The organism is Imtechella halotolerans (assembly GCF_028743515.2).
GTDB lineage: Bacteria > Bacteroidota > Bacteroidia > Flavobacteriales > Flavobacteriaceae > Imtechella > Imtechella halotolerans.
Genome location: NZ_CP117969.2, coordinates 1,742,475 through 1,754,502, shown reverse-complemented (window position 1 = coordinate 1,754,502; position 12,028 = coordinate 1,742,475). Strand labels below are relative to the sequence as shown.

Below are 12,028 nucleotides of genomic sequence, written 5' to 3'. Positions count from 1 at the left end.
AGAAAAAAGTTAAACAAAAAACAATTTATTATAATTCTTTTATGAAAGTCGATATGGAGTCGAATCGTTTAATTCTTTCAGGAAGCTCACTTTTACTAAGATTATTGGTTTGAAAACCAAAGATCCATAGTTCGTTAGGGTTATCTTCTGTAAGGAGGAGATTATTAAAATTTTCTAAGTACTGTATTATTTTATCTCTATTGGGTTCTACAGTGAAATATGAGATATAAATAATGTTATCAAATGTAGCGTTAATTTCGGTTAGGTTTGAATAGGGGACAGTCGGTCCGAGGTAAATAGATATGTAGCCGTTAAGTAATAGTTCATAGTGCACATAAAGCAATCCCAACTCGTGTATTTCGTTTTCTGGAAGATAAAGTACAAATGTTCTATTTCTTTTTTCAGCCGCTAGGCTTTGTAGCATTTCTATATTTGATAGAATTTTTTGTTTAATCAGGTTACTTATGAAATGTTCGTTGGCTGGTGATATAGTGTCGGTTTGCCATAACATACCAATTTCGTTAAGTAGTGGAATGAAGTTATCGTGAAATATTTCTCTGAAACTTTTATGCGCTAAAAGTGAGTTGTAGGTATGATAGAAGAGGACTTGGTCATAATTGAGCATGGAAAGTTTAAATGCACTAAGGGCATGATTGTCTTTATTCTTATTACTCGCAATTTCTCTAACAAGAACTGGTATTTGCTCCTCTTCGAGTTGCGCGATTTTTGAAATTTTATATCCGTTTTCGTATAATAGGGAAATGTTAAGTAGTTTTTGAAGACTTTTAATGGAGTAGGTACGTATGTTGGTGTCAGTTCGGTCTGGGGTGAGAAGATTATAGCGTTTTTCCCATATACGAATTGTATGAGCTTTAATGCCTGAAAGATTTTCTAAATCTTTAATACTGAAAGAATCTTTAATAATGTTCATTGTTTTAACTAAAAAACTTAAACAAAAATATAAATTTTTTACGAATTATAGCAAAAGTGTGTTTTGAAAGAGTTGAAATAAAGTGAAGGAGTGGTAGCGAAATAATTTCTGTAAATAAAAAAACCTCGGTGTTGTACCGAAGTTTAAGTGCCCACGACTGGATTCGAACCAGCACGTCCTTACGAACACCACCCCCTCAAGATGGCGAGTCTACCAATTTCTCCACGTGGGCAATATAGATGATTCAAAAATAAAAAAAGTTAAGCAAACTACTTAACTTTTTTTTGTGACCCGGCTGGGGCTCGAACCCAGGACCCCAACATTAAAAGTGTTGTGCTCTACCAACTGAGCTACCGAGTCAAATACATTACTGTATACTTAATTATTTAGGCAAACAATTCTACAAAATCTAGAAGCTGCACAATTTTTAACAAGGATGCTAGTGGTACTAATCTTTATTCCTCATTATATTTTGTGACCCGGCTGGGGCTCGAACCCAGGACCCCAACATTAAAAGTGTTGTGCTCTACCAACTGAGCTACCGAGTCATTGCTTTTGAAAAGCATTCCTACCTTTCTGGTAGGCGGGTGCAAATATAATATCAATAATTTATTTTTCAAGCCATTTTTGATATAAATTTGTGTTTTTTTTAAATGGATATCGTAATTAGTTATAAATAAATATTTTAGAAGTATCGTGAAGGTCGTCTTACTAGGTTATATGGGGAGTGGAAAGTCCACAGTTGGTATAAAATTAGCAAAAAAGCTATCACTTCCCTTAATTGATTTGGATCATTTTATAGAGGAAAAGGAGCAAATGTCCATTGGTGAATTGTTTCAAAATAAGGGTGAGATCTATTTTAGGAAGCAAGAAATGAGTTATTTGGAATTTTTGCTGTCTAGTTCTGAAGCCATGATTTTATCCTTAGGAGGTGGTACTCCGTGTTTTGGTGATAACATGAAGAAGATCAATAAGGCTACACCCAATGTTTTTTATTTGCAATTGAGTATTACCGGACTTGTAGAACGGTTAAAGCCAGAAAAAGGGCACCGTCCTTTAATATCGCATCTTTCAGATGAAGAATTGCCTGAATTTATTGGTAAACACCTCTTTGAACGAAATTCATTTTACAGACAATCAAATCAAATAATACCTTGTGATGGAAAAACAATTGATGAGATTGTTGAGGAAATCAATGCTTTGATAGATAATTGAAAAATTTTTAATCTAGATAAACAGCATTGTTTCCATCTTCAAAGATGACAGTTACATGTTCGTGAAGAGAGGTTGAAAGCGAAATACCCTTAAAATCTGCTTTTACTGGAAATTTCTTGTGATTTCGATTAACTAAAACGGCCGTTTTAAAACGTTTCAATGGTACGTTAAGGAAATGCTTAATTGCATAAATGAGGGTTGCTCCAGAATTAAGAACATCGTCTACCAGAATTACAGCTTGATTAGTATATATCTCTTCAGGTAATGATGTAGTAATGGTGTCTAGAGGGTTCCTTTTATTAATATGTACTTCACATAATTGGATTTCTAGATTGCAAATTTGATTCAAAGTTTCCTTTAATTTTTCAGCAAAAATGTAGCCGCTTTTTGAAATTCCAGCGAGGATTAACTGGTTTTCATTCATATTGCTTTCGTAAATTTGATAGGCAATACGGCGAACTTTATGTTGGATTTCTTCGTGGGATAGAATGCGTGTTTTGGTACTCATTACAATAATGTCTTAATTTGTTTTTCAAAGATAACAAAGAGTTCGTTTCCTTGTCTTGGTTTTATTGAATTATAGCATTTCTCCATAGTGTTTACTTGGAAATAAGGTGTGAAGTACGTATGGTATTCTGTTTTTGATCCGCCAAATGGAGGGCCTTTTTCTGTAAGTGGAAAATCGAATAGTACTCCTACTAATTTACCAGAATCATTAAGTGATTCATACATTTTTTTAGCGTAGTCTGGGCGTAGTAAAGGAGGTAGTGCACAGAAAAAAGTTTGTTCAATAATAAGATCGAATGTGATTTGTAGTTCAAAAAAGTCTTGATGTAAAATGTGATCAATAGGAAAGGTTGGGTTGTTTATTTTAAACCTATCAAGTGGTTGTTTTGCTATGTCTAAAATGTACACCTGATTGAAACCTAGTTCGTGAAGAAGGCTGACTTCATGGCCATTTCCGGCACCAGGTATAAGTATTTTTAAATTTTTATTTTCTAATTGCTCTATGTATTCCTTCAAAGGAGTAGAAGATGATCCGATGTCCCAACCGGTTTCTTGATTTGTGTAACGTTGTTCCCAATATTCCTTATTCATCATGGTCTGAATTAAAAAAGTCATCATCTAAATAGTCGTCTATAGCTCTACGATCTTTTTTAGTAGGCCTTCCTTCTCCTTTTTGTCTGTAATAATCTTGAGATAATCTTACCATCTCTGCATGTGCAAATGCTTCTGGTGGAGTGGTGTCTTTTCGGTAAATATCTACAAGCTTGGCTCCAACTCGACTTGCGGGAATGTCTAATACAGTTAGTTGAAAATCAATTTGATTTTTGCGTACAACTAAGGTGTCTGTAGGATACACTTCTCTTGAGGGTTTAACGATACTACCATTAACCTTTACATGTCCTTTTTTGCATGCTTCAGTGGCGATGTTTCTGGTCTTGTAATATCTAATAGCCCATAAATATTTATCAATTCTCATAAAACCTTAAAAACTACGTTAAATGTGTGGAGCAAAAATAAGAGAAAATTGTATCTTGCGCACTTGAAAAAGTCGTCTAAAAATTGGTGACCCTTGTAAAATAAGTAATTTGACTATATGATACGCAATCGAATAGCAGTAGTATTAGGAGGTTTATCTTTATTGGTAATATCTTGTAAAAAAGATGATGATGTGGTAATAGAACCACCGCGAGATATGCTTGAAGTTTCAATTGAAAATGATGAGGCTATAGTCTCTTTTTTAGAAACACATTTTTATAATTATGATGAATTTGCAAACCCAGTTGAAGGGTTTGATTATCAGATAGTAGTGGATACTATTTCTGGCGACAATGCCGGAAAAACTCCCCTAATTGATCAAGTGCAGAGTAAAACTATAAAAGTTAAAAATGCAGATGGTGATGAAATTGATCATAAGTTGTATTATTTGATTGCACGTGAAGGTGTAGGAGCGAATCCTACAGTGGCAGACTCTGTGTATGTAAATCATAAAGGATCGGTGCTTAGTACTGGAGTTGTATTCGAAAATCAAATGAATAATTACCGACCTATTTGGATGGATATCCTTGGAGATTGGAAAATAGGATCCGTTATGTGGACTCCAAATTATGAATATGCGGCTGGTGTTGCTTTGGGGTATAGGGAATTGGTGGTAGAGCTTAAAGCTTCTTCTGGTGATGTGGTTGATAATGGAGATGGTACTTTTGAATTTGCAGATAACTATGGTATTGGCGCCTTCTTTATCCCTTCAGGTGCTTTTTATTTTCAAGGTTCTGGAGCCGTTCCAGCATATGCGCCAGTTTTGTTTCAGGTAAATTTGTTGTTAACCAAGAATATTGATCACGATAAAGATGGAGTTCCTTCTATTTGTGAAATTGAATATGATGCAACAAAAGGGCAGGTAAGTTTCCCAAATTGTAATGATACTGCTTATCCAAGTTATGCGGATAAAACTTGTACTGAAAACTTATGTGATTAATAGAATTAATAATATAATAAAAGGCCGCTCTTTTTAGAGCGGCCTTTTTTATGTTTCTTGGTCTTTTGTATAATCTTATAGATTTATAGAAAGACTGAGTATTAACTGTTCAGGACGGGTATCAATCCTACCTTGATTGCTTATACCAACAAAGTTAGCTTCGTTGTCTGAAAGACCACGTTCGTAACGCAGATCTACACCTAATTTTCCTAGTTGAAGTGCAACCCCTGCATTAAGTCCAATGGTGAATTCATCTTTGACATCGTTTAATTGAATGCCATCGAAATCAGTATCTAGAATGTATTGTAGGGATGGACCTCCAAACACACTTAATGGGCCAATTACTTTTATACCTAACAAAAGAGGCATGTCTAATTTTGACATGTCAAAGTCATCACCATCATAATCACTCTTGGTTTTGGTGTATACTAATTCCGGGCGGAAATAGATGTCATCACCAATTTTTCCATAAAGTCCAACATGATATCCAATTTTTGGACCTTTAGGGATTTCTTGAGCGTCTTTAAAGAATTTACCGTTTGAATTGTAGTTGAACCCACCTTTAATACCAAAGGCTGCATTGGAATCTTGAGCAAAAGCTGCTGTTGTGGCAAGTGCAAAAAAAGCGATAAGTGTTTTTTTCATAACGTATAAGTTTTATAATACAACAGCCAGGTGTTCAAAAACCCTACCAAAAATTTATTTTCTTGTTAATACTTTACGTACAGCTTTTTGAATTGCTTCGCTATCTAAACCGTACTTAGCCATTAATTGGGCTGGAGTTCCACTTTCGCCGAAAGTATCCATTGTGGCTACAAATTCTTGTGGAACTGGAGAGTTGTTAACAAGTACGCGCGCAACACTTTCACCAAGTCCGCCAAGATAGTTGTGCTCTTCACATGTTACAATACAACCTGTTTTAGCAACGGATTTAAGGATGGCCTCTTCGTCTAAAGGTTTAATAGTGTGAATGTTTATAACTTCAGCAGAAACTCCATCTTTTTCCAATTCTTCGGCAGCTAAAAGTGCTTCCCATACCAAGTGGCCGGTTGCTACGATTGTTACATCAGTGCCTTCAGAAAGCATAACAGCCTTTCCAATTTCGAATGTTTGATCTTCTGGAGTAAAATTAGCTACTGCAGGTCGACCAAAACGTAAATATACAGGTCCGTGGTAGTCTGCAATTGCTAATGTAGCAGCTTTAGTTTGGTTGTAATCACACGGATTTATAACTACCATGCCAGGTAGCATTTTCATAAGGCCAATATCTTCCAAAATTTGATGAGTTGCTCCGTCCTCACCAAGAGTTACACCTGCATGTGATGCACAAATCTTTACATTTTTATGGGAGTATGCTATTGATTGACGAATTTGATCGTAAACACGACCCGTAGAAAAATTAGCGAAAGTACCGGTGAAAGGGATTTTTCCTCCTATAGTTAGACCAGCTGCAATTCCCATCATATTGGCTTCAGCAATTCCAACTTGTACAAATCGCTCAGGATTTTCTTTAATAAAGTCATCCATTTTTAATGAGCCGATAAGATCTGCACAAAGTGCAACTACGTTGGGGTTTGTTCTCCCAAGTTCGGTTAGTCCGGCTCCAAATCCACTACGAGTATCTTTCTTTCCGGTGTCTATATATTTTTGCATTATGGTGTTCTGTTTTTAATTAAAAATGAATTAATAATCTCCCAAAGTTTCAGGGTTTTGTGATAAAGCTGATTCTAATTGAGCATCATTTGGTGCCTTTCCGTGCCATGCATGGGTATGCATCATAAAATCTACACCGTTACCCATTTCGGTATGAAGTAACACACATACAGGTTTTCCTTTTCCTGTACGATTTTTAGCTTCTTTCATTCCACTAAGAATGGCTTCTACATTATTACCTTCTTTAATTTCTAGTACATCCCAACCAAATGCCTTGAATTTTGCATTCAAGTCGCCCATATTTAAAACATCGTCAGTACTACCATCAATCTGTTTCCCGTTAAGGTCGATTGTTGCAATATAGTTGTCCACATTTTTGGCAGACGCAAACATGGCAGCTTCCCATATTTGGCCTTCTTGTAATTCACCATCACCATGTAAGCTGTAAACAATAGAAGTGTCTTGGTTTAGCTTTTTAGCTAGTGCAGCGCCAATTGCGACAGACATCCCTTGTCCTAAAGATCCAGAAGCAATTCGTATCCCTGGTAGACCTTCGTGAGTGGTAGGGTGTCCTTGTAGGCGTGAATTGATAAGGCGGAAAGTGTTTAGTTCTTCCACTGGGAAATACCCTCTTCGGGCAAGAACGCTATAGAATACAGGGGAAATGTGGCCGTTAGAAAGAAAAAAAAGATCCTCATTTATTCCGTCCATTTCAAACCCTTCATTCAGGTCCATAAGTTCATTGTAAAGGCAAACCAAAAATTCGGTACATCCTAATGAACCTCCTGGGTGGCCTGAATTCACTTTGTGAACCATGCGCAAAATGTCTCTGCGTACCTGAATCACTAAATCGTTGAGTTGTTGTGTAGTAGGCATTTGTAATAGTTAAAATTAATTATCGGCAAAAGTAATCTTTCTCCTTGCTTTCACCAAAGTAAAAGCAGAGAAGTTATTCAAAAAAAATGTGAATAATGATCTAAATGAAAACCAGCAAATATTCTTATTTACCTAGCAGAGGACAAAAGTAGGTGAGTGTTACAATTGTTTAATTACATTCTTTAATTTTTGTTGTACTTGTTGTGCAATTGTTCCTAATTTCTCGTTTTGGACACTACTCATAGATGTAATAGGATCGACTGCTGCAACTTCTACCTCTCCATTAGGCAGTTCTTGCAGAATGACATTGCATGGTAATAATACTCCAATTTTGTCTTCTGATTCTAAAGCTTGGTGGGCAAATTGAGGGTTACAAGCCCCTAAGATTACATATTTTCTAAAATCAACATCAATCTTTTTTTTGAGTGTGTCTTTTATGTTGATTTGTGTTAATACGCCAAATCCTTCAGTTTTTAATGCTTCTATAACTAGATCAAGGGCATTTTCAAATGTAGTGTTTAGAGTTTTAGAGAAGTAGTACATAATCTAACGTTTAGTAATCGAAATGATACCTTTAAAGTTAGTGAAATTTAGTGTTATGCGAAAATGTTATATTATATTAATAGAATAGTAAAAAGTGTAAGCTAGTAAAAAAATCACCCTATCTTTGCGCTCTTTATATAATGCAAATGAAATTTGAATTAAAAGCGAAAGATCCTCTTTCTCAAGCCAGGGCTGGAATTGTAACTACAGATCATGGGGCTATTGAAACACCTATTTTTATGCCAGTCGGAACAGTAGCATCGGTAAAAGGAGTGCATCAACGTGAATTGAAGGAGGATATTAATCCTGATATTATTTTAGGAAATACGTATCACTTGTATTTACGTCCCCAAACTGAAATACTAGAGAAAGCAGGTGGATTACATAAGTTTATGAATTGGGACAGAAATATTCTTACCGATAGTGGTGGGTATCAGGTTTATTCTCTTTCATCTAATAGAAAAATAAAAGAAGAAGGGGTTAAATTTAAAAGTCATATCGATGGCTCTTATCATTTTTTTACTCCTGAAAATGTTATGGATATTCAGCGTACCATAGGAGCTGACATTATAATGGCTTTTGATGAATGTACACCCTATCCTTGTGATTACCGGTATGCTAAGCGCTCCATGCATATGACTCATCGCTGGTTAGATCGTTGTGTTTCTCATTTTAACAATACCTCTCCAAAATATGGGTATGATCAGACTCTTTTTCCAATAGTTCAAGGTTCAACTTACAAAGATTTAAGACAGCAATCAGCGGAGTATATAGCTAATGTGGGAGCAGAAGGGAATGCCATTGGAGGTCTCTCAGTCGGGGAACCTGCTGAAGAAATGTATGCTATGACTGAAGTAGTAACTGCCATTTTACCACAAGATAAACCTCGTTATTTAATGGGGGTAGGTACTCCTATTAATATACTTGAAAACATTGCATTAGGCATTGATATGTTCGATTGTGTAATGCCGACACGAAATGCTCGTAATGGTATGCTCTTTACCGCCCATGGAACTATCAACATCAAAAATAAAAAGTGGGAGGCTGATTTCTCTCCTATAGATGAAATGGGTCATACCTATGTGGATACTTATTACACAAAGGCATATCTTCGTCATCTTTTTGCGGCTAATGAATTTTTGGGAAAACAAATTGCCACGATTCATAATCTTGGTTTTTATTTATGGTTGGTGCGTGAGGCAAGAAAACATATATTAGCAGGAGATTTTAGAGAATGGAAAGAAAAAATGGTGCGTCAAATGGATAATAGACTGTAATTCTTTGTTGGAAATAATCTCGGTTATAAAGAAGTGAAAATACTTGATTGGTACATACTAAAACGCTACTTCGTTACTTTCTTTGTAATGTTGTTGTTGTTTGTCCCTATTGGGATAATGGTTGACTTGTCTGAAAAAGTGGACAAGATGATTGAGCGCAAAGTACCAACTAGTGAAATTATTTTTTACTATCTTGATTTTACAGTTTATTTTGCCAATCTTTTGTTTCCTATATTTCTGTTTTTATCTGTAATCTGGTTTACTTCCAAATTAGCGAACAACACAGAAATAATTGCAATTTTAAGCTCTGGAGTTTCTTTTGCCCGTTTTATGCGTCCCTATCTTATAGGGGCTTCGGTAATAGCCGCGTTCATCTTTTTTATGGGGATGTTTGTAGTTCCAACTGCAAGTGAGGGATACAAGGAATTTACACATAAGTACCTGAGGCGTAATAAACAAGATAGAGAAGTGACAGATGTGTATAATCAAATATCTGACAATGAATTTTTGTTTGTAAGTAGTTTTGACGCTACTAACAAGGTGGGTTATAATTTTTCATTAGAACACTTTGAAGGTACTGAATTAAAGTATAAGATTTCTGCTAGAAGTATTCGTTGGCAACCTGAAGATAGTACTTATAGGTTGACCAATTATGTCAAACGGACCATTGGAGTTAATGATGATGTTTTAGAAAGTAAGAGACGACATGACACTATTTTTTCATTCAGTTTGGATGATCTAACACCGGTTTCTTATATCGCTGAAACAAAAAACCTTTTTGAATTAAATGAATTTATAGAGAAGGAAAAGCGAAAAGGATCGTCTAATATAAATACATATTTGTTAGTTAAATACAGACGGTGGAGTCTTATTTTTACTGCCTTTGTGTTAACTGTAATAGCAGTAGCAGTGTCTTCTATGAAGCGTAGGGGAGGAATGGGGGTCAATTTAGCCTTTGGAATTTTTATTGCCTTTGTATTTGTCTTCTTTGATAAGATTTTTGGTACACTAGCGGAACAATCAGGTTTTCCTCCTATGCTTGCTGTATCTATTCCCAATATTCTTTTTGGAATTTTAGCCTTTTATTTATTGAAAAATGCCAAACGATAGACTTAAGAGTTACCTTCATCTTCATTTGATTGTTTTTATCTGGGGGTTTACAGCTGTTTTAGGAGCTTTAATTAGTATTGATGCTTTACCTTTAGTGTGGTATCGTATGCTGTTGGCTAGTGGTTTTGTCTGGATGTATATTTACTGGAAGAAATTTGATTTGAGAGTTTCAAGACGTACCCTAATTGGTTTTGTGCTTGCAGGAATAGTAATTGCTGTACACTGGCTTACTTTTTTTATGGCCATTAAGGTGTCTAATGTGTCCATTACATTGGCCATGATGTCTACAGGAGCTTTGTTTGCTGCAATTATAGAGCCGTTTTATTATAAACGGGCTATTATTTGGTATGAGATTGTTCTTGGTCTTTTGGTGATGATAGGGTTGTTTATTATTTTTAGGGTGGAAGGAGATTATACCTTTGGGATTATATTAGCTCTTATTTCAGCCTTCCTTTCTGCGCTATTTTCTATGATTAATGGGAAATTTGCTCAGGTTCATAGACCTTCTGTGATTTCTTTTTATGAGCTCTTAAGTGGCTTCCTATTTTTAACTCTTTTTCTTATAGTGACTGGTGGATTTGATGTTGCTTTTTTTCAATTGTCCAGTAGCGATTGGATCTATATGTTAATACTAGCCTCTGTTTGTACTGGCTATGCATTTATTGCTTCTGTGCATGTGATGAAGTTTCTTACTCCCTATACTGTTATGTTGACCATAAATTTAGAGCCTGTTTATGGAATTTTGTTAGCCTTTTTTGTCTTTGGAGAACAGGAGAAAATGAGCTCTGAATTTTACCTAGGGGCGTTGTTGATCTTATCAACAGTATTGGCTAATGGGATACTTAAAAACTTGAAAAAAATAAAAAGTAGCTCGCGGAGTTAAGCAGAAAGCATTAAAGTTTTATATTTGCAAGCTAAGACAAATAACAACTAAAACTAATGGAATATTTAGATTTTGAGTTACCTATCAAAGAACTTGAAGAGCAATTAGACAAGTGTGTCCTCATCGGAAATGAAAGTGATGTTGACGTATCAGATACTTGTAAACAAATAGAAAAAAAGCTTATTCAGACTAAAAAAGATATTTATAAAAACCTAACTGCATGGCAACGTGTACAATTGTCACGTCATCCATCTAGACCTTATACTTTGGATTATGTTAGAGCTTTATGTGGTGATACCTTCTTGGAATTACATGGAGATCGAACTGTAAAAGATGACAAAGCTATGATTGGTGGTCTTGGAAAGATTGGAGATCAAAGTTTTATGTTTGTAGGCCAACAGAAGGGATATAATACGAAAACGCGTCAATACCGTAATTTTGGAATGGCTAACCCTGAAGGGTATAGAAAAGCACTCCGCTTAATGAAATCAGCCGAAAAATTTGGAATCCCTGTAGTTGCTTTTATTGATACTCCAGGTGCTTATCCGGGAATTGAAGCAGAGGAACGCGGACAAGGAGAGGCCATCGCACGTAATATACTTGAAATGACTCGTCTTAAAGTTCCGATTATAGTTGTTATTGTCGGCGAAGGAGCCTCTGGTGGTGCTTTGGGAATTGGTGTTGGAGATAGAGTATTTATGTTGGAAAATACCTGGTATTCGGTGATTTCACCTGAGTCATGTTCTTCGATACTTTGGAGAAGCTGGGAATTCAAAGAAAGAGCTGCTGATGCATTAAAGCTTACAGCCGCGGATATGAAAAAGCAACATTTAGTAGACGGAATTATTAAGGAGCCACTAGGAGGAGCGCATTCCGATAGAGATACCACCTTCAAAACCGTGAGAGAAACCATTATTAGCTCGTACGAAGAATTAAAAAAGTTATCACCAGAAGAACTTGTAAAAGAGCGTATGGATAAATATGCTAATATGGGAGTATTTAAAGGATAAACTGCTTGAAAATATAGATAAAGTTTAAAACCGAAGTTTATGCTTCGG

Annotated in this window: 14 protein-coding genes and 3 tRNA genes; 6 read left to right on the top strand and 11 right to left on the bottom strand. The window is 35.7% G+C overall.

Features of this window, described 5'->3' with window-relative positions:
• Positions 1-28 precede the first annotated feature (28 nt).
• From PT603_RS07905 to PT603_RS07890, 4 genes are all read right to left on the bottom strand, one after another.
• Positions 29-931, bottom strand: coding sequence for a MerR family transcriptional regulator (locus PT603_RS07905; protein WP_008239727.1), 903 nt, complete (start codon positions 929-931; stop codon positions 29-31).
• A 148-nt stretch (positions 932-1,079) separates the two neighbouring features.
• Positions 1,080-1,163, bottom strand: a tRNA-Leu gene (locus PT603_RS07900).
• A gap of 55 nt (positions 1,164-1,218) precedes the next feature.
• Positions 1,219-1,291 (bottom strand) — tRNA-Lys (locus PT603_RS07895).
• 115 nt (positions 1,292-1,406) lie between these two features.
• A tRNA-Lys gene (locus PT603_RS07890) sits at positions 1,407-1,479 on the bottom strand.
• Positions 1,480-1,651: 172 nt separating this feature from the next.
• On the opposite strand from PT603_RS07890, the gene PT603_RS07885 reads away from it, so the two are divergent.
• Positions 1,652-2,146, top strand: coding sequence for a shikimate kinase (locus tag PT603_RS07885; RefSeq protein WP_008239732.1), 495 nt, complete (start codon positions 1,652-1,654; stop codon positions 2,144-2,146).
• A 7-nt stretch (positions 2,147-2,153) separates the two neighbouring features.
• On the opposite strand, the gene PT603_RS07880 is transcribed toward PT603_RS07885, so the two are convergent.
• From PT603_RS07880 to PT603_RS07870, 3 genes are read right to left on the bottom strand one after another with little or no spacing between them, the layout of a single operon-like run.
• Positions 2,154-2,654 carry a phosphoribosyltransferase family protein gene (locus tag PT603_RS07880; RefSeq protein WP_008239733.1) on the bottom strand — a complete coding sequence of 167 codons (501 nt, stop codon included), beginning with the start codon at positions 2,652-2,654 and terminating at the stop codon, positions 2,154-2,156.
• Complete coding sequence (locus PT603_RS07875; RefSeq protein WP_008239734.1) at positions 2,654-3,244, bottom strand: class I SAM-dependent methyltransferase; 591 nt, start codon at positions 3,242-3,244, stop codon at positions 2,654-2,656. The genes PT603_RS07880 and PT603_RS07875 overlap by 1 nt, the downstream gene beginning before the upstream one ends.
• The gene (locus PT603_RS07870; protein WP_008239735.1) at positions 3,237-3,629 is read right to left on the bottom strand and encodes an RNA-binding S4 domain-containing protein; all 393 of its coding nucleotides are present in this window, start codon (positions 3,627-3,629) and stop codon (positions 3,237-3,239) included. Before PT603_RS07870 ends, PT603_RS07875 begins: the two co-directional genes overlap by 8 nt.
• 117 nt (positions 3,630-3,746) lie before the next feature.
• On the opposite strand from PT603_RS07870, the gene PT603_RS07865 reads away from it, so the two are divergent.
• Entirely contained in the window at positions 3,747-4,628 is an 882-nt protein-coding gene (locus PT603_RS07865) for an FKBP-type peptidyl-prolyl cis-trans isomerase (RefSeq protein ID WP_008239736.1), read from the top strand.
• Positions 4,629-4,703: 75 nt separating this feature from the next.
• Here the strand turns inward: PT603_RS07865 and PT603_RS07860 are convergent, their stop codons facing one another.
• The 4 genes from PT603_RS07860 to PT603_RS07845 all read right to left on the bottom strand — a co-directional run bounded on the left by PT603_RS07860 (position 4,704) and on the right by PT603_RS07845 (position 7,703).
• A complete protein-coding gene (locus PT603_RS07860; RefSeq protein ID WP_008239737.1) occupies positions 4,704-5,273 on the bottom strand; it encodes an outer membrane beta-barrel protein in 570 nt (189 codons plus the stop codon).
• Positions 5,274-5,327: 54 nt separating this feature from the next.
• On the bottom strand, positions 5,328-6,281 hold the full coding sequence (locus PT603_RS07855) for a transketolase family protein (protein WP_008239739.1): 954 nt from the start codon (positions 6,279-6,281) through the stop codon (positions 5,328-5,330).
• Between the two features lie 30 nt (positions 6,282-6,311).
• Positions 6,312-7,157, bottom strand: coding sequence for a transketolase (locus PT603_RS07850; protein WP_008239749.1), 846 nt, complete (start codon positions 7,155-7,157; stop codon positions 6,312-6,314).
• Between the two features lie 159 nt (positions 7,158-7,316).
• The gene (locus tag PT603_RS07845) at positions 7,317-7,703 is read right to left on the bottom strand and encodes a DUF302 domain-containing protein (protein WP_040488713.1); all 387 of its coding nucleotides are present in this window, start codon (positions 7,701-7,703) and stop codon (positions 7,317-7,319) included.
• A gap of 143 nt (positions 7,704-7,846) precedes the next feature.
• On the opposite strand from PT603_RS07845, the gene tgt reads away from it, so the two are divergent.
• The 4 genes from tgt to PT603_RS07825 are packed head-to-tail and all read left to right on the top strand — an operon-like array spanning position 7,847 to position 11,980.
• Positions 7,847-8,977, top strand: a complete 1,131-nt coding sequence (tgt, locus tag PT603_RS07840; RefSeq protein ID WP_008239755.1) for a tRNA guanosine(34) transglycosylase Tgt — start codon at positions 7,847-7,849, stop codon at positions 8,975-8,977.
• 33 nt (positions 8,978-9,010) lie between these two features.
• Positions 9,011-10,087 (top strand): LptF/LptG family permease, encoded by a 1,077-nt coding sequence (locus tag PT603_RS07835; RefSeq protein ID WP_008239757.1) that lies wholly within the window; start codon positions 9,011-9,013, stop codon positions 10,085-10,087.
• Positions 10,074-10,970, top strand: coding sequence for a DMT family transporter (locus tag PT603_RS07830; RefSeq protein WP_008239759.1), 897 nt, complete (start codon positions 10,074-10,076; stop codon positions 10,968-10,970). Before PT603_RS07835 ends, PT603_RS07830 begins: the two co-directional genes overlap by 14 nt.
• Before the next feature lie 56 nt (positions 10,971-11,026).
• Positions 11,027-11,980 (top strand): acetyl-CoA carboxylase carboxyltransferase subunit alpha, encoded by a 954-nt coding sequence (locus PT603_RS07825; RefSeq protein ID WP_008239760.1) that lies wholly within the window; start codon positions 11,027-11,029, stop codon positions 11,978-11,980.
• The last annotated feature ends 48 nt before the right edge of the window (positions 11,981-12,028 follow it).

Excerpts from the sequence above, each read along its gene's own strand:
- PT603_RS07860 (WP_008239737.1), bottom strand. The coding sequence starts at position 5,273 with ATGAAAAAAACACTTATCGCTTTTTTTGCACTTGCCACAACAGCAGCT.
- tgt (WP_008239755.1), top strand. The coding sequence starts at position 7,847 with ATGAAATTTGAATTAAAAGCGAAAGATCCTCTTTCTCAAGCCAGGGCT.
- PT603_RS07830 (WP_008239759.1), top strand. The coding sequence starts at position 10,074 with ATGCCAAACGATAGACTTAAGAGTTACCTTCATCTTCATTTGATTGTT.
- PT603_RS07885 (WP_008239732.1), top strand. The coding sequence starts at position 1,652 with ATGGGGAGTGGAAAGTCCACAGTTGGTATAAAATTAGCAAAAAAGCTA.
- PT603_RS07825 (WP_008239760.1), top strand. The coding sequence starts at position 11,027 with ATGGAATATTTAGATTTTGAGTTACCTATCAAAGAACTTGAAGAGCAA.
- PT603_RS07875 (WP_008239734.1), bottom strand. The coding sequence starts at position 3,244 with ATGAATAAGGAATATTGGGAACAACGTTACACAAATCAAGAAACCGGT.
- PT603_RS07880 (WP_008239733.1), bottom strand. The coding sequence starts at position 2,654 with ATGAGTACCAAAACACGCATTCTATCCCACGAAGAAATCCAACATAAA.
- PT603_RS07870 (WP_008239735.1), bottom strand. The coding sequence starts at position 3,629 with ATGAGAATTGATAAATATTTATGGGCTATTAGATATTACAAGACCAGA.
- PT603_RS07865 (WP_008239736.1), top strand. The coding sequence starts at position 3,747 with ATGATACGCAATCGAATAGCAGTAGTATTAGGAGGTTTATCTTTATTG.
- PT603_RS07855 (WP_008239739.1), bottom strand. The coding sequence starts at position 6,281 with ATGCAAAAATATATAGACACCGGAAAGAAAGATACTCGTAGTGGATTT.
- PT603_RS07905 (WP_008239727.1), bottom strand. The coding sequence starts at position 931 with ATGAACATTATTAAAGATTCTTTCAGTATTAAAGATTTAGAAAATCTT.
- PT603_RS07850 (WP_008239749.1), bottom strand. The coding sequence starts at position 7,157 with ATGCCTACTACACAACAACTCAACGATTTAGTGATTCAGGTACGCAGA.